Raw genomic sequence first — 20,094 nt, forward strand, 5'->3', positions numbered from 1 at the left:
ACTCGCGCCTACGATGGGGCTTGCGCTGCTGCTCAGCGCCTGCGCCGTCGGCCCGGATTACAAGCGTCCGGAAGTGGTCGAGCCAGCACAGTTCAAGGAAGCCCAGGGTTGGCGCCAGGCCACGCCGAGCGATTCCCTGGCCCGTGGCGCCTGGTGGGAGTTGTACGGCGATCGCCAACTCAATGACCTGGTGTTGCGCCTTAACAACTCGAACCAGACCGTGGCCCAGGCCGAGGCGCGCTTTCGCCAGGCCCAGGCCCTGGTGCGCAGTTCGCGCGGGGCGTTTTACCCCACTGTCGACCTGAGCGCCGGCAAAACCCGCGCGAGCCAGGGCACCGGCAGCAGTAACGCCAGCCTCAGCAGTTCCAGCAGTGGCATCCGCGACACCCTCAATGCGCAGTTGGGCGTGAGTTGGGAGGCGGATATCTGGGGCAAGTTGCGCCGTGGCCTGGAAGCCAACGAAGCCAGTGCCGAGGCCAGCTCGGCCGACCTCGCGGCGATGCGCCTTAGCCAACAGTCGGAACTGGTGCAAAGCTATCTGCAACTGCGCGTGATGGATGAGCAGACGCGCCTGTTGCAAGCGACCCTGGAGACTTATCAGCGCTCCCTGCAAATGACCGAAAACCAATACCGTGCCGGCGTTTCCGGCAAGGATGCGGTGGCCCAGGCGCAGACCCAGCTCAAGACCACCCAGGCCAGCCTGATCGACCTGATCTGGCAGCGCGCCCAGCTGGAAAACGCGATTGCCGTATTGATCGGCGAGGCTCCGGCCAACTTCAACCTGGCGGTGAGCAAGGACATCCCGGCGCTGCCGCAGATTCCGGTGAGCCTGCCGTCGCAACTGCTGGAACGCCGCCCGGATATCGCCTCGGCCGAACGCTCGGTGATCGCCGCCAACGCGAATATCGGCGTGGCCAAGGCAGCCTACTACCCGGACCTGAGCCTGAGCTTGGCCGGCGGCTATTCCAGCAGCACCTACGCCGACTGGATCAGCCTGCCGAACCGCTTCTGGTCGGTGGGCCCCAAGCTGGCCATGACCTTGTTCGACGGCGGCCAGCGCTCGGCGGAAGTCGACCGCAGCGTGGCCTCCTATGACGAAACCGTGGCCAAGTACCGCCAGACCGTGCTCGATGGCTTCCGTGAAGTGGAAAACTACATGGTGCAGCTCAAGGTGCTGGAAGAGGAAGCAGTGGTCAGCAATGAAGCACTGGACGCCGCGCGCGAGTCACTGCGCCTGACCCAGAACCAGTACAAGGCCGGGCTGATTGCCTACCTGGACGTGGTAACGGTACAGGCCACCGCGCTGAGCAACGAGCGCACCGTGCTGACCTTGCTGCAGACACGCCTGGTGGCCAGCGTGCAACTGATCGCCGCGTTGGGCGGTGGCTGGGATGGGCAAACGCCCATCGCCGAAAAGGACTGACCCACCCCAATCCACTGTCGGCGCCGGCTTGCAAAGGCGGCGTCTGCAGTGCCTTGCGCAGCGCCCGCGAGCCAGATCATTGGCGTCAAATTGCCACTAATGGCGCTCTGATAATTAATCAAGTGCTCAAGAATTAATCTCGCTACAATCGCCCGCTTTGCCATTTCGCACGGGTCTCTCGGGCCCGTTGTGTACGAGAAGTCCCATGCTCATCGGTAGTTATTCCCCCTCGCTGGTCGTGATTTCGCTGTTTGTCGCGATTCTCGCTTCCTACACCGCTCTGGACCTGACCGGTCGTCTCGCGACGGCCAAGGGACGCGCCGTTTACCTATGGATGGCCGGCGGGGCGTTGGCGATGGGGGTAGGTGTGTGGTCCATGCACTTTATCGGCATGCTGGCGCTGCGCCTGCCGTTTGCCCTGGGGTTTGACCTGGGCATTACCGCGCTGTCGTTATTGATCGCGGTGTTGTCCAGTGGTTTTGCCTTGTGGCTGGTCAGCCAGCCACGATTGCCCGCGTGGCAGCTGGCCTTGGGCGCGCTGATCATGGGGGCCGGCATCGCCAGCATGCATTACACCGGCATGGCCGCGATGCGCATGACCCCCGGCATCGACTACGACCCCACCTTGTTTGGCGCCTCGTTGCTGATCGCGGTAGTGGCCTCCGGTGCTGCGCTGTGGATTGCGTTCAATCTGCGCCGCAACACCCCCTACGTGCGCCTGGCCCGGGGCGGCGCGGCAGTGGTGATGGGGATCGCCATCGTCGGCATGCACTACACCGGCATGGCGGCGGCGCAATTTGCCGATGAGAGCTACTGCGGCGCCGCGTTGAGCGGCTTGAGCGGCAAGGGCCTGGATAACCTGGTGCTGGTGACCTCACTGGCGGTGTTGATCATCGCGTTGCTGACCTCACTGCTCGACGCGCGCCTGGAAGCCCGCACGGCCGTACTCGCCGACTCGCTGACCCTGGCCAATCAGGAACTCACCCACCTGGCGTTGCACGACATGCTCACCGGCTTGCCCAATCGCACGTTGCTGGCGGATCGCATTCAACAGGCCATGCAAGCGGTCAAAGAGCAGGGCGGTTGCTTCGCGCTGATGTTTATCGACCTCGACGGCTTCAAGCCGGTCAACGATGCCTTTGGTCACCATATGGGCGACCAACTGTTGCGCGAAGTCGGCCTGCGCCTGCGCGAGGACCTGCGCAGCCAGGACACACTGGCGCGCATCGGCGGGGATGAGTTTGTGTTGCTCGTACAACTGACCCAGCCGGATGACGCCCTGGGCCTTGCTGAGCGCCAGGTGGTACTGATCAACCGCGCGTTCCAGGTGGCCGAGCATGAACTGAAAATCTCCGCCAGCGTCGGCATCGCCATGTTCCCGGGCAATGGCAGCAGCCCCCAGGAACTGCTGATGAACGCCGACGCCGCGATGTACCACGCCAAGGGCATGGGCAAGAACGGCTACAGCTTTTTCGATGTGTCGATGAATACCAATGCGCGCAAGCAGCTGCAGTTGCTGCAGGACCTGCGCAATGCCGTCGAGCAGCAGCAATTTCGCCTGTACTACCAGCCCAAGTTCGATGCGGTCAGTGGCATCCCGGTCGGTGCCGAGGCGTTGTTGCGCTGGGAGCATCCGCAACAGGGCCTGTTGCTGCCGGCGACCTTTATCGAGCTGGCGGAAAAGACTGGCCTGATCATTCCGATTGGTGAGTGGGTGCTCGACGAGGCCTGCCGCCAGATGAGTCTGTGGTATGTGCAGGGCTATGAAGACTGGCGCATCGCCGTGAACCTCTCGGCGCTGCAGTTCTGCCATGCCGGGCTGGTCAAAAGTGTCGCCACGGCACTCGCGCGGCACCAGTTGCCGGCCAACAGCCTGACCCTGGAAATCACCGAGACCACCGCCATGAGCGATGCCGATGCGAGCATGACGGTGTTGCAGCAGTTGTCGGAAATGGGCGTGGATTTGTCCATTGACGATTTCGGCACCGGCTATTCCAGCCTCATGTACCTCAAGCGCTTGCCCGCCAACGAGCTGAAGATCGACCGCGGCTTCGTGCGTGACCTGGAGCACGACAGCGACGATGCCGCCATCGTCTCGGCGATCGTTGCCCTGGGCCAGGCCCTGGGCTTGCGGATTGTCGCCGAGGGGGTGGAGACCGATGTGCAGCAGAATTTCCTCACCCGCCTGGGGTGTAATTCCCTGCAGGGCTACCTGCTCGGCCATCCGCTGCCGGCCGACAGTTTCATGCTCGACATCCAGCGTGCCGAAGAGGCAGTCGCGCCTGACAAAAGCCGTGCGTGACGGTTAGTATTGGATCCAACCATAACCATCAGGTTGGATCAGGAGACCGCACGCATGGACAAAGTTGTCATCATCACCGGGGGTAGCCGCGGGATTGGCGCCGAGACGGCACTGCTGGCAGCTCGCGAGGGCTATCGCATCTGCATCAACTACCAGTCCGATGAAACCGCCGCCCACAGCGTCCTCGAACAGGTGCGTGCCTTGGGCGCCCAGGCGATTGCCGTGCGCGCGGATGTCAGCATTGAAGATGAGGTGATCGCGCTGTTCAACCGGGTGGATGCCGAGTTGGGGCGTGTCACCGCATTGGTCAACAACGCCGGCACCGTCGCGCACAAGGCGCGGGTCGATGAAATGTCTGAATTCCGCATCCTGAAAATCATGAAGACCAACGTGCTCGGCCCGATCCTCTGCGCCAAGCACGCGGTGCTGCGCATGTCGCCCAGGCATGGCGGGCAGGGCGGCAGTATCGTCAACGTGTCATCGGTGGCGGCGCGCCTGGGTTCGCCGGGGGAGTACGTTGACTATGCGGCCTCCAAAGGGGCACTCGACACCTTTACCCTGGGCCTGTCCAAAGAGGTCGCGGGCGAGGGCATTCGCGTCAACGCGGTACGCCCGGGGTATATCTTCACCGACTTCCACGCCTTGAGCGGCGACCCGGACCGCGTCAGCAAACTCGAATCCGGTATCCCCATGGCCCGTGGCGGACGCCCGGATGAAGTCGCGGAAGCGATTATCTGGTTGCTGTCGGACAAGGCCTCGTATGCCACCGGTACGTTCCTGGACCTGGGCGGCGGCCGTTGATGTTGAAGTGAGGGAGCAAGCGCCCTCGCCACAAGGCATCGGGATCAAAAGGAGCGGACGATCCGCCCCAAGGTCTCCATGGCTTTTTCCGACGCTTCAGTCCACGGGCTGCCGTAGTTCAGGCGGATGCAGTTGCGAAAGCGCTGGGTAGCCGAGAAGATCGGGCCCGGCGCAATGCTGATGCCTTGCGCCAGCGCCATCTGGAACAACTTCAATGAGTCGGTTTGCTCCGGCAATTCCAGCCACAGGAAATAGCCGCCGGCCGGTTGGCTGACGCGGGTCTGGGCCGGGAAGTAACGCGCAATGGCGGCGAGCATGGCGCTTTGCTGTTCCTCCAGGGCATAGCGCAATTTGCGCAGGTGCCGGTCGTAGCCGCCGTGCTGCAGATAATCGGCAATCGCCGCCTGGGCCGGCATCGATGGGCACAGCGAGGTCATCAGCTTCAGGCGTTCGACTTTCTGCGCATAGCGCCCGGCGGCCACCCAGCCCACGCGATAGCCGGGCGCGAGGCTCTTGGCGAAGGAGCCGCAGTGCATCACCAGGCCCTCGGTATCAAACGCCTTGGCCGGTTTCGGTGCGTGTTGGCCGTAATACAACTCGGCGTACACATCGTCTTCGATCAGTGGCACCTGATGGCTGCGCAGCAGTTCTACCAGCGCCTGCTTCTTGGCCTCTGGCAGCGTCGCGCCCATCGGGTTCTGGAAGCTGGTCATGGTCCAGCAGGCCTTGATCGGGTAGCGCTCCAGGGTTTGTGCCAGCGCGTTGAGGTCAATGCCGTCGCGCGGGTGCACGGGGATTTCGACTGCCTTGAGTTTCAGGCGTTCGAGCACTTGCAGGCAGGCGTAGAACGCCGGGGCCTCGATCGCGACCAGGTCGCCGGGTTCGGTCACGGCCTGCAGGCACAGGTTGAGTGCTTCGAGGGCGCCATTGGTGATCAGCAGTTCTTCCATGGGCAACATCAGCCCGCCGACCATGTAGCGCAGGGCAATCTGCCGACGCAGTTGCGGGTTGCCCGGCGACATGTCGGTGACCACCAGGCGCGGGTCCATCTCGCGGCTGGCGCTGGCCAGGGAGCGGGCCAGGCGCGGCAGCGGGAACAGCATCGGGCTGGGGAAGGCCGAGCCGAACGGCACGGTGTTGGGGTCCTTGATCGAGTCCAGCACCGAGAACACCAGTTCGCTCACATCCACTTCAGTGGACTCGTGCACGTGCTCGCTCACCACCGGCTCGGAAAACGGGCTCGGTGCGTGGGTATTGACGAAGTAACCCGAGCGCGGCCGGGCGCGGATCAGCCCACGTCGCTCGAGCAGGTAATACGCCTGGAACACTGTCGATGGGCTGACGCCGTAGGTCTGGCTGGCGTAGCGCACCGAAGGCACACGCTGGCCGGGGCCGAGCACGCCGGAGCGGATCAGTTCTGCAATGTCGTCGGCAAATTTTTCGTAGCGTTTCATGGGGGCCTAATCAGCTTTTTGAAAGTGTACGCAAGTCCATGGCAGGCGCCGGCAAGTCAGCGCCCACAGTTGAATCGCCACTGGATCGGATAGACCTCAGCGGTTCAGCGGGGCGACAAAACGGCTGTCGGCCGCGCTGTAGATCCAGGGTTCATCCACATCCGTGACCTTGAAACGCAAGGTCTGCGAGCTGCTGGCCGGTTTGTCGGCCAGCAGGGCCACGGACACCGGCACATCGCTGATCTCCCCAGGCGCCAGGCTGATCTCGGTCTTGCCCTGCAACTGGAAGCCTTCGCCGTCCACCAGTTCCAGGCGGTAATCCTGGCGTTGCTGGGTCTTGTTGATGACCTTGAGGCTGTAGATATTCTCGATCAGGCCCTGGGCATTTTCGCGGAACATGCCACGGTCCTTGGTCACATCCAGCGACACCATCGGCCGCCCCACCAGGGCCACCACCAGCGCGGCAATCATCACCAGCAGCACGGCACTGTAGCCGATCAGGCGTGGCCTGAGCAGATGAGTCTTGCCACCTTGCAGTTGATGTTCGGAGGTGTAGCTCACCAGGCCGCGCGCGTAACCCATCTTGTCCATGATCGAGTCGCAGGCGTCGACACAGGCCGCGCACCCGATGCACTCCATTTGCAGGCCGTCGCGGATGTCGATACCGGTGGGGCACACCTGCACGCAGAGCTGGCAGTCGATGCAATCCCCCAGGCCGACGTCGGCTGGCTTGGCCTCACGTTTGCGCGGGCCACGGCTTTCGCCACGGGCGGCGTCATAGGAGATGGTCAGCGTGTCCTTGTCGAACATCACACTCTGGAAGCGCGCATACGGGCACATGTGCATGCACACTGCTTCGCGCAGCCATCCGGCGTTGAGGTAAGTGGCGGCGGTGAAGAACAGCACCCAGAACAGGCTGACGCCGCCCATTTGCCAGGTCAGCAGCTCGGTGGCCAGCGGGCGGATGGGCGTGAAGTAGCCGACAAAGGTCAGCCCGGTGAGCACGCTGATGCCCAGCCACAGGGTGTGCTTGGCCGCCCGCCGCGCCAGTTTGTTCACGCTCCACGGCGCCGCTTGCAACTTGATACGTTGATTGCGCTCGCCTTCGGTGACTTTCTCACACCACATGAACAGCCAGGTGAACGAGCTTTGCGGACAGGTGTAGCCGCACCACACGCGGCCGGCGAACACGGTAATCGCAAACAGGCCGAAGGCGCAGATGATCAGCAGCGCCGACAACAAAATGAAATCCTGGGGCCAGAAGGTCGCGCCAAAGATATGGAATTTGCTCTGCGCCAGGTCCCAGAGTACCGCCTGGCGGTCGCCCCAGTTCAGCCACACGGTGCCGAAGAAGGCCAGGAACAGCAAGCCGGCACCGCCGATACGCAAGGTGCGGAACAGGCCGGTGAAGCTGCGGGTATGAATCAGGTTGTCGCTGGATTTGGCCTTCACCTTCTTTGGGTGTATGGGCACAAAGGTTTCCACGGTGGGGATTCTTTCGCTCATGGTCGTTCGCTCATCAGCCTCCATCAGGCGGATGAACTATGCGCGTGGTGCTGTGTGCATAACAGACTCAGCTAGGGCGATAAAAAGCGGATCAGATAGGGGCTTCGAGTGCCGCTGCGACAATGTGCTGCACCCCGTTGCATCAGGGGTGCAGCGCTATCCTGGGCGAGCTGATACAGATCAATTAAATCAACGAACCAGGTTCTTCGGCCTTCACATGTTGGCGCCCGTCGTGGGCGCCGGCGACCGTGAGCGCATCGGCCTCGGCTTCAGTGATATAGATCCGCTCGGCCGCCAATTCCACATAGGACATGGATTTGTCGGTGTCGGTGACGATATTGACCCGTGTCGCCGGCACGCTCTGTTCCTGGCCATTGTCATCGAGCATGAAGTAGCACAGCTGGTTTTCGATACGAATGGGCATGCCGTTCTCCTTTCTCATGGGCTATGAACGTTAGGGCGCAGCGATGTGCGCGGGTTCAAGGCAACTGACTGGCGGTCGCCGCTGTCCATCGTTGACCCATAAAGACAAAAAGGACGGCATCCATGGACGCCTGGTGGCAAGAAGTGTGGCAAACCCTGCAAGCTGAATTTGCCGATATCGGCGATGCGAAACAACTCACCCAAATCACCGTGCGCCTGCTGATCGCTGCGGTCCTGGGAGGCATTCTCGGTTTCGAGCGCGAGAGCAAGGGCAAGGCCGCGGGCGTGCGCACCCACATGCTGGTGGCCTTGGGCGCGGCGCTGTTCGTGATGGTGCCGCAGATGTCCGGCAATCAGGCCGATGCCATGAGCCGCGTGGTCCAGGGCGTGATTGCCGGGATTGGCTTCCTCGGCGCCGGGACCATCATCAAGGGCAAGGACGAGGAAGAAGGGCACGTGAAGGGCCTGACCACCGCCGCCGGCCTGTGGATGACCGCTGCGATTGGGGTCTCGGCCGGGTTGGGCCGGGAATCGACAGCGGTGCTGAGTACCTTGCTGGCTCTGCTGGTGTTCAGCGTGATGCCAAAAATCGTCAAGCGCTTTGAGAAGGGCTGACAATCACGGGCGGCATGGTGGTCGGCGGCTCCTCCACGGGTGGCGGGTCTTGGGGCGGGTCTTGTTCCGGAATCGGCTCCGGCTCGGTGGGTGGCAGCGTCGGGTTGTCGATATTCGGGTCCGGGGTTTCTGCCGGGATCGGGATATTCATCGGTGTGGCCTCCTTTGTGCTTTGCTCTATCGGTGGACAGCCGCCGGGGCGATTTGATTCCCGCTCAATGGCCGCACATCCACCTGAACTTTTCCCGGTGAGGCAGGCTCGGACCTTATACGGCCCTGCTCAGGGAGAGCGGCGTCGTCTCAGAATTCAGATCAAGCAAAGAGCGTCCACAGGGCGTAAGGGGAAGATGCTCGATGACTGCTGAAACACAGGTTCCAGAAGAATCCCTCTTGCCGCTGTCCCAGGCATTGTTGCTGCCCAGGATCGCGATCGAAAGCACCACCCCCGTGATCGATGGCGGCGAATTCGCCGTCAAGGCGGTGGTTGGCCAGCGCATTGACGTCACCAGCAAAGTCTTTGCCGACGGCCACGACAAGCTGGCGGTGCTGATCCGCTGGCGCCCGCTGCACCAGGAACACTGGCACAGCGTGGTGATGAACGACGTGGGCAACAATGGCTGGGAGGGCGGGTTTACCGTCAGTGACCAAGGCCCCCACGAATACTGCATTGAAGCCTGGATCGATACCTTCGCCAGCTTCTGCTACGAACTGCGCAAGAAACATGAGGCCGGGGTACCGGTCAGCCTGGAGTTGCAGGAAGGCCGCAGCCTGGTGCTGCAGGCCGCCGAACGCAGCGACAACGAGTTGCGCGACCGCCTGATGCTGCTGCACCACGAACTCTCCGGCCTGCTGGAAACCGAGCAGGTCGCGCAGTTCCTGCACGAAGACAGTGCACATTTGATGACCCAGGCCGACCACCGTGCCTATTTGAGCATCAGCCGTGTCTACCCGATTGATGTCGAGCGCGAGGCGGCGCAATTTGCCAGCTGGTACGAGCTGTTTCCGCGCTCGATCACTGACGATCCCGCCCGCCACGGCACCTTTAACGATGTGCACTCGCGCCTGTCGATGATCCACGACATGGGGTTCGACGTGCTGTATTTCCCGCCGATCCACCCCATCGGCCGCAGCCATCGCAAGGGCAAGAACAATTCCCTGACCGCCGGCCCGGAGGATCCGGGCAGCCCGTATGCCATCGGCAGCGAGGAGGGCGGCCATGAGGCAATCCATCCGCAATTGGGCAGTCGCGATGACTTCCGGCGCCTGGTCAAGGCCGCCGCCGATCACGGCCTGGAAATCGCCCTGGACTTCGCCATCCAATGCTCCCAGGACCATCCGTGGCTCAAGCAACACCCGGGCTGGTTCAACTGGCGCCCGGACGGCACGATCAAATACGCCGAGAACCCGCCGAAGAAATACCAGGACATCGTCAACGTCGACTTCTATGCCGCCGACGCGATCCCGAGCCTGTGGACCGAATTGCGCGACATCGTGGTGGGCTGGGTGGAAGAGGGCGTGAAGACCTTTCGCGTCGACAACCCTCACACCAAGCCGCTGCCGTTCTGGCAATGGCTGATCAGCGACGTGCGATCCAAGTACCCCGACGTAATCTTTCTCGCCGAGGCGTTCACCACGCCGGCGATGATGGCGCGCCTGGGCAAGGTCGGCTATTCCCAGAGCTACACCTATTTCACCTGGCGCAACACCAAGGCCGAACTCGGTGAGTACCTGACGCAGCTGAACCAGTCGCCGTGGCGTGAATGCTACCGGCCGAACTTCTTCGTCAACACGCCGGACATCAACCCCGGCTTCCTGCACGAATCCGGTCGGCCGGGCTTTCTCATCCGCGCCGCACTGGCGACCATGGGCTCTGGCCTGTGGGGCATGTATTCGGGTTTCGAGCTGTGCGAGGCGGCGCCGGTGCCGGGCAAAGAGGAATACCTGGACTCGGAGAAATACGAGATCCGTCCACGGGACTTCACCGCGCCCGGCAACATCATTGCCGAGATCGCCCAACTCAACCGCATCCGCCGACAGAACCCGGCCTTGCACACGCACTTGGGCCTCAAGCTCTACAACGCCTGGAATGACAACATCCTGTATTTCGGCAAACGCAGCGAGGATGGCAGCAACTTCATCCTGGTGGCCGTCAACCTCGACCCGTTCAACGCCCAGGAAGCGCATTTCGAGCTGCCGCTATGGGAGTTGGGCCTGCCCGACGATGCCCAGACCCAAGGCGAAGACTTGATGAACGGCCATCGCTGGACCTGGTACGGCAAAAACCAGTGGACCCGCCTGGAGCCGCATATGCCGTTCGGGATCTGGCGCATCACTGTTGCCTGAGACCGTCTCCCCTGCACGCGCCGGCTCGCCGGCGATGGCAGCGGGCCTGACACCTTTTTTTCCCTGAAACACCGCGACCGCCGGCAAGCCGGCTCCGACAAGGGCTCGCGGTGTTTCAAGTGGATGTTCACGCATTTCAGGAGTTTCCAATGGCGAAGAAACCCAAGGCTGCCACCTTTATCAAAGACCCGCTCTGGTACAAGGACGCGGTGATCTATCAGGTTCACGTCAAATCCTATTTCGACTCCAACAACGACGGCATCGGTGACTTTCCCGGGCTGATCGCCAAGCTCGACTACATCGCCGACCTGGGCGTGAACACCATCTGGCTGCTGCCGTTCTACCCCTCGCCGCGCCGCGACGATGGCTATGACATTGCCGAGTACCGGGGCGTGCACAGCGACTACGGGACCATGGCCGACGCCAAGCGCTTTATCGCCGAGGCCCACAAGCGCGGATTGCGGGTCATCACCGAGTTGGTGATCAACCACACCTCGGATCAGCACCCGTGGTTCCAGCGCGCGCGCAAGGCCAAGCCCGGTTCGGCGGCGCGGGACTTCTACGTGTGGTCGGATGATGACCAGAAGTACGACGGCACACGCATCATTTTCCTCGACACCGAAAAATCCAACTGGACCTGGGACCCGGTCGCCGGCCAGTACTTCTGGCACCGCTTCTATTCCCACCAGCCGGACCTCAATTTCGACAACCCGCAGGTGATGAAAGCCGTGCTGTCGGTGATGCGCTACTGGCTGGACATGGGCATCGACGGCCTGCGCCTGGACGCGATTCCCTACCTGATCGAACGCGATGGCACCAACAACGAAAACCTTCCTGAAACCCACGGCGTGCTCAAGCAGATCCGCGCCGAGATCGACGCGCATTACCCCGACCGCATGCTGCTCGCCGAGGCCAACCAGTGGCCTGAAGACACCCAGCTGTACTTCGGTGACCGCAAGGGTGATGACGGCGACGAGTGCCACATGGCCTTCCACTTCCCGCTGATGCCGCGCATGTACATGGCGCTGGCCCAGGAAGATCGCTTCCCGATCACCGACATCCTGCGCCAGACCCCGGAGATCCCCGCCAACTGCCAATGGGCGATTTTCCTGCGCAACCACGATGAACTGACCCTGGAAATGGTCACCGACAAAGAACGCGATTACCTGTGGAACTACTACGCCGCTGACCGCCGCGCGCGGATCAACCTGGGTATCCGCCGGCGCCTGGCGCCGTTAGTGGAGCGCGACCGTCGACGTGTCGAACTGCTCAACAGCCTGTTGCTGTCGATGCCAGGCACGCCGACCCTGTATTACGGCGATGAAATCGGCATGGGCGACAACATCTACCTGGGCGACCGTGACGGGGTGCGCACGCCGATGCAGTGGTCCATCGACCGCAACGGCGGTTTTTCCCGGGCCAACCCGGCGAGCCTGGTGTTGCCGCCGATCATGGACCCGCAATACGGCTACCAGTCGGTCAACGTCGAAACCCAGGCCCAGGACCCACACTCGCTGCTCAACTGGACCCGCCGCATGCTTGCGGTACGCAAGCAGTCCAAGGCGTTCGGCCGTGGCAGCCTGAAAATGCTCTCGCCAAGCAACCGCCGCATCCTCGCCTACACCCGCGAATTCACCGGCGACGATGGGCGCACCGAAATCATCCTGTGCGTGGCCAACGTGTCGCGCAGTGCCCAGGCGGCCGAACTGGACCTGTCGGCCTTCGCCGGCATGGTACCGGTGGAGATGCTGGGCGGTAATGCGTTCCCGCCGATTGGCCAGCTGAATTTCCTGCTGACCCTGGCGCCATATGGCTTCTATTGGTTCGTGCTGGCGGCGGAAAACCAGATGCCGAGCTGGCATGTGGAACCGGCGCAAAGCATGCCGGACTTCACCACGTTGGTGCTGAAAAAACGCATGGAAGAGCTGCTCGAAGAGCCGTGCCGCACGACCCTTGAGCAGACCTCGCTGCCGGCCTGGCTGCCCAAGCGCCGCTGGTTTGCCGGCAAGGACACGGCCATCGACAGCGTGCGCATCGTTTATGGCGCACGCTTTGGCGACCCGCAGCACCCGGTGTTGCTCAGCGAGCTTGAGGTGACCGCCGGTGGCCAGGTCAACCGTTATCAGCTGCCATTCGGCTTTCTCGGCGAAGACCAGTTCACCAGCGCCTTGCCGCAGCAACTGGCGCTGGCCCGCGTGCGCCGTGTGCGCCAGGTCGGGTTGGTGACGGATGCCTTCAGCCTTGAGCACTTCATTCGCGCGGTCATCCAGGGCCTGCAAGCCGGCACCGTGCTGAACACCAGCGATGGCGACCTGCGTTTTGAAGCCACGCCGCACCTGGCCAAGTTGCAGCTCAATGACGAGTCGGTGGTGCGCTACCTGTCGGCCGAGCAGTCCAACAGTTCAGTGGTGGTGGGCGAAAGCCTGGTGCTCAAACTGATCCGCAAAGTCAGCGCCGGGGTGCACCCGGAGCTGGAAATGAGCGCCTACCTGACCGCCGCCGACTACCCGAACATTTCGCCATTGCTGGGCTCGATGGTGCGCCGCGATTCGGCGGGCGACGACAACCTGTTGATGATTGCCCAAGGCTACCTGAGCAACCAGGGCGATGCCTGGAGCTGGACCCAGAACAACCTCGAACGCGCGATCCGCGACGAACTCGCCGAAGCCATTTCCGAGCAGGAACAGCACTACAACGCCCTGGGCGAACTGGCCGACTTTGCCGGATTGCTCGGGCAGCGCCTGGGCGAAATGCATGGGGTACTGGGCGCGAAGACCACCAACAAAGACTTCAAGCCCGAGGTCACCACAGTCAAGGACACCCAGGCCTGGGCCAAGGATGTCGGTGCACAGATCGACCGTGCGCTGCAATTGCTCAAGCTGCACCAAAGCCAATTGAACCCTGGCGATCAGGCGCTGGTCAGTGAATTGCTGGCGCAGAAAAAAGCCATCGCCAGCCATGTGCAGGCCTTGGCGAAAGCCACGCTGGGCGGCCTGCGCATTCGTGTCCACGGTGATTTGCACCTGGGCCAGGTGCTGGTGGTGAAGGGCGATGCCTACCTGATCGACTTTGAAGGCGAGCCTGCGCGGCCGCTGCATGAGCGCCGGGGCAAGCACAGCCCGTACAAGGATGTGAGCGGGGTGTTGCGTTCCTTTGATTACGCGGCGGCGATGGCGCTGAATGTGCAGGGCGTGGATCACTCGTCGGAGGCGGACGTTGCCCGCAAGCGCGTGACCGATCGTTACCTGAAAGAAGCGCGCCAGGCATTTATACAGGCTTATCAGGCAGCTACGTCTACACTGGCGCATGACTGGCAGGATGCCAAGGGCCAGGACGCTGCGCTGACGTTGTTCAGCCTCGAGAAGGCCGCGTATGAAGTGGCTTACGAAGCGGAAAATCGCCCGACCTGGCTGCCAGTGCCCCTGCAAGGGTTGCACGGCTTGCTGAGTGGGCTTGTACCTATATCGAAAACTGTACGCGGTGGGGAGACGTCATGAGCTTTACACATAAAGAACCGCTGCAGCCGAAATTGACTGCATTGCCGGCGTCCAACGACGTCGAAGCGCTGGTGCGCGCCGAGCACCATGATCCGTTCTCGATCCTGGGGCCGCACGATGACGAGCAGGGCGGCCAGTTTATCCGCGCCTTCCTGCCGGAAGCCCTCAGTGTGCAGGTGCTGGCACGCGACAGCGGCGAGCAGATCGGCAGCCTCGATGCGACCCAGGTGCCGGGTTTGTTTGTCGGGCACTTCGCGACTCGCCAGGCCTACCTGCTGAAAATCCAGTGGGCGGGCGGTGAGCAGATCACCGAAGACCCGTACAGCTTCCAGCAACTGCTGCTGGGTGAAATGGACCTGTACCTGTTTGCCGAAGGCAATCACCGCGACCTCGGCAGCTGCCTGGGCGCCCAGGTGACCAGCGTCGACGGCGTGGAGGGCGTGCGATTTGCCGTGTGGGCGCCGAATGCCCGGCGTGTGTCGGTGGTCGGCGACTTCAACATCTGGGACGGGCGTCGGCACCCGATGCGCCTGCGTCATCCGTCCGGTGTATGGGAGATCTTTATCCCACGCCTGCAACCGGGCGCAGCCTACAAATACGAAATTCTCGCTGCCAACGGGATCCTGCCGCTCAAGGCCGACCCGATGGCGCTGGCGACCCAACTGCCGCCGGACACCGCCTCCAAGGTCGCGGCGCCATTGCAGGTGGACTGGCAGGACCATGCGTGGATGCAGTCGCGCGTCGAGCGCCAGAAGACCACCGCGCCGCTGTCGATCTACGAGCTGCACGTGGGTTCCTGGCAGTGCGAGCTGGACGAGGCGGGCGAGGTCTCGCGCCAATACAACTGGCGCGAGCTGGCCGAACGGCTGGTGCCCTATGTGCAGCAACTGGGCTTCACCCACGTTGAACTGATGCCGATCATGGAGCACCCGTTCGGCGGCTCCTGGGGGTATCAGGCGCTGTCGCAATTCGCCCCGACGGCACGCTTTGGCTCGCCGGAAGACTTTGCCTACTTCGTCAATGCACTGCATCAGGCGGATATTGGTGTGATTCTCGACTGGGTGCCGGCGCATTTTCCTACCGATACACACGGTTTGGCGCAGTTCGATGGCACCGCGCTGTATGAATACGCCAATCCGCTCGAAGGCTTTCACCAGGATTGGGACACGCTGATCTACAACCTGGGCCGCACCGAAGTCCACGGCTTCATGCTGGCTTCGGCGCTGCACTGGCTCAAGCACTTCCACATCGATGGGCTGCGCGTGGATGCCGTGGCGTCGATGCTGTACCGCGATTATTCGCGCAAGGCCGGTGAATGGGTGCCCAATCGCCACGGCGGTCGCGAGAACCTCGAAGCCATCGACTTCCTGCGCCACCTCAACGACGTGGTCGCCCTGGAGGCGCCTGGCGCGCTGGTGATCGCCGAAGAATCCACCGCCTGGCCCGGCGTCAGCCAGCCCACCCAACAGGGCGGCCTGGGTTTCAACTACAAGTGGAACATGGGCTGGATGCACGATTCGCTGCACTACATCCAGCAGGACCCGGTGTACCGCGCCCATCACCACAATGAACTGAGCTTCGGCCTGGTGTATGCCTGGTCCGAGCGTTTCATCCTGCCGATTTCCCACGATGAAGTGGTGCACGGCAAGCACTCGTTGATCGACAAGATGCCCGGCGACCGCTGGCAGAAATTTGCCAACCTGCGGGCTTACCTGGCGTTCATGTGGATGCACCCTGGCAAGAAACTGCTGTTCATGGGCTGCGAATTCGGCCAGTGGCGCGAGTGGAACCACGACCAGCAGCTGGATTGGTACCTGCTGCAATACCCGGAACACCGCGGCGTGCAGAAACTGGTAGGCGACTTGAACCGCCTGTACCGCGAGGAACCGGCCCTGCACGAACAGGACGACGCGCCCCAAGGCTTCCAATGGCTGATCGGCGACGATGCGATCAACAGCGTGTATGCCTGGCTGCGCTGGAGCAAGGATGGCAAGCCGGTGCTGGTGGTTGCCAACTTCACCCCGGTGCCGCGTGAGGCGTACGCCGTCGGCGTGCCGTTTGCCGGGAGCTGGAGCGAAGTGCTCAACAGCGACGCCGACCTGTATGCGGGCTCCAATTACGGTAACGGTGGCATCGTTTCCACGCGTGATGAGCCGCGCCATGGGCAGGCGGTCTCGCTGTCCTTGAATCTGCCGCCGTTGGGGGTGCTGATTCTGCGGCCGCAAGCGCTTTAAAGCGCTCTACACGGCTGGATTCTGTTGTCCGCGCTACTGGCAGGGTGCCACAATGGCACCCTTGTCGTGGCAGTTGAATCAGGCGAATTTCATGAACGGCCTTGGGCGTAGGCAGGACCAGGATTGCTTTATAGAGGAACAGGTGCGGACTGACCGTTTGCATCAGTTGTTTCGGCAGTCCTTTGCCGCGATTTTCGGCAGTTACCTCGCTGCGGTGATGCTCTGCTGGCTGTGTTGGGAGCGTTTTGACCACACGGTCATGCTGGTCTGGCTGCTGGTGCTGGCGGCCACGTCATTGCTGCGGGTCAAGATGTTCATGGAGTGGTTCCGCTGTCCCAACGGCGAGCGCACCCCACAGCGCTGGGAACGTCGCTACTGGATCACGCTGATGCTGTCTGCCGGCGTCTGGGGCGCCGGCGCACTGGCCGTGATGCCGACCGACGATCGAGTGTCGCAGGTGCTGGTCATGCTGTTTACCGTGGGCATGTCGGTCAGTGCCGTCTCGTGTTATTCCGCGTATCGCTACATGACCCTGGCGTCCCTGGCCCTGGTGCTGCTGCCGTGCACGCTGTGGCTGTTGTTCCAGCCGTCGTCGATGCAAGTCGGGGTGGCAGTCGCCGTGCTGGTGTTCTCCACCTTTGTGGTCAGCGCCACGCGCAAGCTGTCGGATGCGCTGGAAAAAGCCTTTCGCCTGACCCGGCAAATGGAACGGGCCCACAACATCTCTACACGCGCCGCACAGACCGACGAACTCACCGGGCTGATGAACCGTCGCGCGTTTTTCGAACATGCCCAGGTGTTGTACGCGCAATGCCGCCACAACCAGCAGCCGCTGTGCGCGCTGATGCTGGACATGGACCACTTCAAGCAGATCAACGATACCTACGGTCACCAGGCCGGTGACCAAGTGCTGCGCCAGATTGGCGGGGTGATCAGTGCCTCGTTCCGCCAGGCCGATGTGTACGGCCGCCTGGGGGGCGAGGAGTTCGCGGTGCTGCTGCCCAATACCTCGCTGGAGGCGGCGCGAGACATTGCCGAGCAGTTGGTCAAGGCGATCTCCGGCCTGGTCTCCGAGCCGGTGCATGGCTTGACCGCCAGCCTCGGCGTGGCCTCCACCCATTCCCTTGACCAGGATTTGCACGGCCTGATGAACACCGCCGACAAGGCGCTGTATCGCGCCAAGGCGTTGGGTCGCAATCAAGTGGCCGTAGCGGAATAGGCTCAGTCCTTGAGCATGGCCTTGGCCAGCACCCGTGCGACCTGGTCGGCGGAGTAGGGCTTGGCGAGGAACTCGAAGCCTTCATAGCCGCTGTCAGCCAGCTCCTCGCTGTAGCCCGACGTGAGAACTATCGGCAGGTCCGGCCGGCGCTCGCGCAGCACCCTGGCCATCATCACGCCGGTGATCCCCGGCATGACCACGTCCGAGAACACCCCGTCGAAGGCCATGGCGTCCGCGCCGGCCATCGCCAGTGCCTGTTCGGCATCGGTGGCCCAGGTGGTCTGGTAACCCAGGTCCTGGAGGATCTGGTTGGCGAAGCGGCCCACGTCGAGGTTGTCTTCCACGATGAGGATATGGCGGTGCGACGGGTCATGGTCCGGGCACGCGGCTTGCTGCAGGTGCGCCAACTGGACTGCCTGGGATTCAACGGCCGGCAGGTACAGGGTAAATACTGTGCCCTGGCCCGGCGTGCTGGCCACGTCGACGTTGCCGCCGGACTGCTTGGCGAAACCGAACACCTGGGACAAACCCAGCCCGGTGCCTTTGCCGACGGCCTTGGTGGTAAAGAACGGCTCGAAGATGCGCTCCAGGTTGTCGCTGGCCATGCCGCTGCCGGTGTCCGCCAGGGACACCGTGACGAAGGGCTGGCGCGACTCGGCGTCGCCACGGATACGCGGCAGGGCCGCCACGGTGGCCACGCGCAGGGTCAGCGTGCCTTGGCCGTTCATGGCGTCACGGGCGTTGAGGGCCATATTGATCAGCGCGGTTTCGAACTGGCTGGAGTCGACGCGCACATGGCACGGGCTGTCGGGCAACTCGACGCGCACCTGGATCCGCGCCCCGGTGAGGCTTTCCAGCATCTCGCCGATATTCTTGACCCGCAGGCTCACATCGAACACTTCCGGGTTCAATGGCTGGCGCCGGGCGAAGGCGAGCAGCTGGCTGGTGAGTTTGCTCGCCCGCTCGACGGTGTCCGACACCGCGCCCATGTAACGCTGGCGCCGCTCCTCGGAGAGACCGGGCTGGCGCAGGAAATCCACCGACGAGCGAATGATCGTCAGCAGGTTGTTGAAGTCATGGGCGACGCCGCCGGTCAACTGGCCGATGGCTTCCAGCTTCTGTGACTGGCGCAGCGCGGCTTCGGCCTGGGAGAGGGCGGTGGTGCGTTCCGCCACCCGCTGTTCCAGGGTCGCATTCAGCTCGGTGAATGCGGCCAGGCCCTCACGCACGGCGACGTCGGCGCGCACGCGCTCGATATGTGCCCAGGAGCGTTCGGTGACTTCGCCCACCAGGGCCAGGTCATAGGGCGACCACACGCGCGCCGCTTTGTGATGCACGGCCATCAGCGCGGTGAGCCGGCCATGCTTGATCAGCGGGAAACACACGGTCGCCAACGCGCCCAGGGCCTGGTAGCTGGCGGCGATGTGCGGCTCGAATTCGATGCGATTGTCCTGCACCACCACCGGCTCGCCGGCGTGCAGGCGTTGTACGGCCAACTCACCGAACGAGGCCAGGCTGTAGCGTCCGACGATGCTCGGCGAGCCGGGCGCCGCCCAATTGCCGCGAATGGTGAAGCCGTCTTCATCGGCGTCCATGTCTGCATAGGCGCAGTTGGACACCTGCAGGTGCTCGGCCAGCAGGCGCGTGGTGGTGGACATGATGGTTTCGGCGTCGGTGGCATTGGTCACGGCGTTGCCGATCGCATCCAGCACCGCCAGGCGTCGCGCAAGAAATACCGTGGCGGTGGTTTCGGTCACCGTGTCCAGCAAGCCGACGACCTTGCCCTGCGGATCGCGGATGGGGCTGTAGCAAAAGGTGAAGTAGGCCTGCTCGGGGCCCGCGCCACGCTCGATCAGCAGCGGGAAGTTCTCGACGTAGGTGGCATGCCCTTCGAAAGCCGCGCCCGCGATGGGGCCGACCTGGTCCCACACTTCGTGCCAGGTTTCGCTGAATGGTCGCCCCAGCGAGTAGGGCTTATCGCCAAGGATGGGCACAAACGCATCGTTGTAGAGCGTGATCAGGTGCGGCCCCCAGACGATGGCCTGGGGAAAGCTCGAGGCAAAGCACAACGCTACCGTGGTCTTGAGCACATCCGGCCATTGTTCCAGCGGGCCCAGGGGCGTACTTGCCCAATCATGCTGGCGTACCCGCTCAGCCATGTCGCTGCTGCTTTGCAGCCAATTCATCATTGGGAGAACACCTTGTTTGCCACAATCGGTCGAGCGCCTGAAGAGGTCAGGCTAACAAGCAACAGACCGGAATGACCGTTGCCAGTTC

General features: G+C 62.9%; 13 protein-coding genes and 1 pseudogene. 8 read left to right on the forward strand and 6 right to left on the reverse strand.

Annotated features, from left to right (window positions below; genetic code table 11):
• The first annotated feature begins 13 nt into the window (after positions 1–13).
• The 3 genes from JFU04_RS12570 (at position 14) to JFU04_RS12580 (ending at position 4,526) form a co-directional block, all read left to right on the forward strand.
• Positions 14–1,423 (forward strand): efflux transporter outer membrane subunit, encoded by a 1,410-nt coding sequence (locus JFU04_RS12570; RefSeq protein ID WP_242485964.1) that lies wholly within the window; start codon positions 14–16, stop codon positions 1,421–1,423.
• Positions 1,424–1,628: 205 nt separating this feature from the next.
• Positions 1,629–3,725 carry a putative bifunctional diguanylate cyclase/phosphodiesterase gene (locus tag JFU04_RS12575; protein ID WP_106804120.1) on the forward strand — a complete coding sequence of 699 codons (2,097 nt, stop codon included), beginning with the start codon at positions 1,629–1,631 and terminating at the stop codon, positions 3,723–3,725.
• Positions 3,726–3,779: 54 nt separating this feature from the next.
• Entirely contained in the window at positions 3,780–4,526 is a 747-nt protein-coding gene (locus tag JFU04_RS12580; RefSeq protein WP_065906637.1) for an SDR family oxidoreductase, read from the forward strand.
• Positions 4,527–4,570: 44 nt separating this feature from the next.
• On the opposite strand, the gene mapR is transcribed toward JFU04_RS12580, so the two are convergent.
• The 3 genes from mapR to JFU04_RS12595 form a co-directional block, all read right to left on the reverse strand.
• A complete protein-coding gene (gene mapR, locus JFU04_RS12585) occupies positions 4,571–5,980 on the reverse strand; it encodes a GntR family transcriptional regulator MpaR (protein WP_065906638.1) in 1,410 nt (469 codons plus the stop codon).
• A 96-nt stretch (positions 5,981–6,076) separates the two neighbouring features.
• Positions 6,077–7,486, reverse strand: coding sequence for a cytochrome c oxidase accessory protein CcoG (gene ccoG / locus JFU04_RS12590; RefSeq protein WP_201144199.1), 1,410 nt, complete (start codon positions 7,484–7,486; stop codon positions 6,077–6,079).
• 184 nt (positions 7,487–7,670) lie between these two features.
• Positions 7,671–7,910 carry a DUF3203 family protein gene (locus JFU04_RS12595; RefSeq protein ID WP_058425476.1) on the reverse strand — a complete coding sequence of 80 codons (240 nt, stop codon included), beginning with the start codon at positions 7,908–7,910 and terminating at the stop codon, positions 7,671–7,673.
• Between the two features lie 122 nt (positions 7,911–8,032).
• Between JFU04_RS12595 and JFU04_RS12600 the strand changes: the two genes are divergently transcribed.
• Positions 8,033–8,524: an MgtC/SapB family protein gene (locus tag JFU04_RS12600; protein WP_065906642.1), complete on the forward strand. Its 492-nt coding sequence runs from the start codon at positions 8,033–8,035 to the stop codon at positions 8,522–8,524.
• Here the strand turns inward: JFU04_RS12600 and JFU04_RS12605 are convergent.
• Positions 8,502–8,675 carry a hypothetical protein gene (locus JFU04_RS12605; protein ID WP_162946078.1) on the reverse strand — a complete coding sequence of 58 codons (174 nt, stop codon included), beginning with the start codon at positions 8,673–8,675 and terminating at the stop codon, positions 8,502–8,504. The genes JFU04_RS12600 and JFU04_RS12605 overlap by 23 nt on opposite strands.
• 203 nt (positions 8,676–8,878) lie before the next feature.
• Here JFU04_RS12605 and JFU04_RS12610 point away from each other — a divergent pair, with 203 nt between their 5' ends.
• From JFU04_RS12610 to JFU04_RS12625, 4 genes are all read left to right on the forward strand, one after another.
• The gene (locus JFU04_RS12610; RefSeq protein WP_201144200.1) at positions 8,879–10,867 is read left to right on the forward strand and encodes an alpha-1,4-glucan--maltose-1-phosphate maltosyltransferase; all 1,989 of its coding nucleotides are present in this window, start codon (positions 8,879–8,881) and stop codon (positions 10,865–10,867) included.
• 149 nt (positions 10,868–11,016) lie between these two features.
• Positions 11,017–14,364, forward strand: coding sequence for a maltose alpha-D-glucosyltransferase (gene treS / locus JFU04_RS12615; RefSeq protein ID WP_201144201.1), 3,348 nt, complete (start codon positions 11,017–11,019; stop codon positions 14,362–14,364).
• A complete protein-coding gene (glgB, locus tag JFU04_RS12620; protein WP_201144202.1) occupies positions 14,361–16,598 on the forward strand; it encodes a 1,4-alpha-glucan branching protein GlgB in 2,238 nt (745 codons plus the stop codon). Before treS ends, glgB begins: the two co-directional genes overlap by 4 nt.
• 52 nt (positions 16,599–16,650) lie before the next feature.
• Positions 16,651–17,817: a GGDEF domain-containing protein gene (locus tag JFU04_RS12625; RefSeq protein ID WP_120448420.1), complete on the forward strand. Its 1,167-nt coding sequence runs from the start codon at positions 16,651–16,653 to the stop codon at positions 17,815–17,817.
• Between the two features lie 2 nt (positions 17,818–17,819).
• On the opposite strand, the gene JFU04_RS30635 is transcribed toward JFU04_RS12625, so the two are convergent.
• Together JFU04_RS30635 and JFU04_RS12630 are read right to left on the reverse strand one after the other, a co-directional pair.
• Positions 17,820–18,161, reverse strand: a complete 342-nt coding sequence (locus JFU04_RS30635; RefSeq protein ID WP_446739697.1) for a response regulator — start codon at positions 18,159–18,161, stop codon at positions 17,820–17,822.
• A 68-nt stretch (positions 18,162–18,229) separates the two neighbouring features.
• Positions 18,230–20,006: pseudogene (locus JFU04_RS12630) on the reverse strand (ATP-binding protein); the annotation flags it as partial.
• Positions 20,007–20,094 lie beyond the last annotated feature (88 nt).

Origin of the sequence: Pseudomonas sp. TH21 (assembly GCF_016651025.1) — a bacterium.
Lineage (GTDB): Bacteria > Pseudomonadota > Gammaproteobacteria > Pseudomonadales > Pseudomonadaceae > Aquipseudomonas > Aquipseudomonas aylmerensis.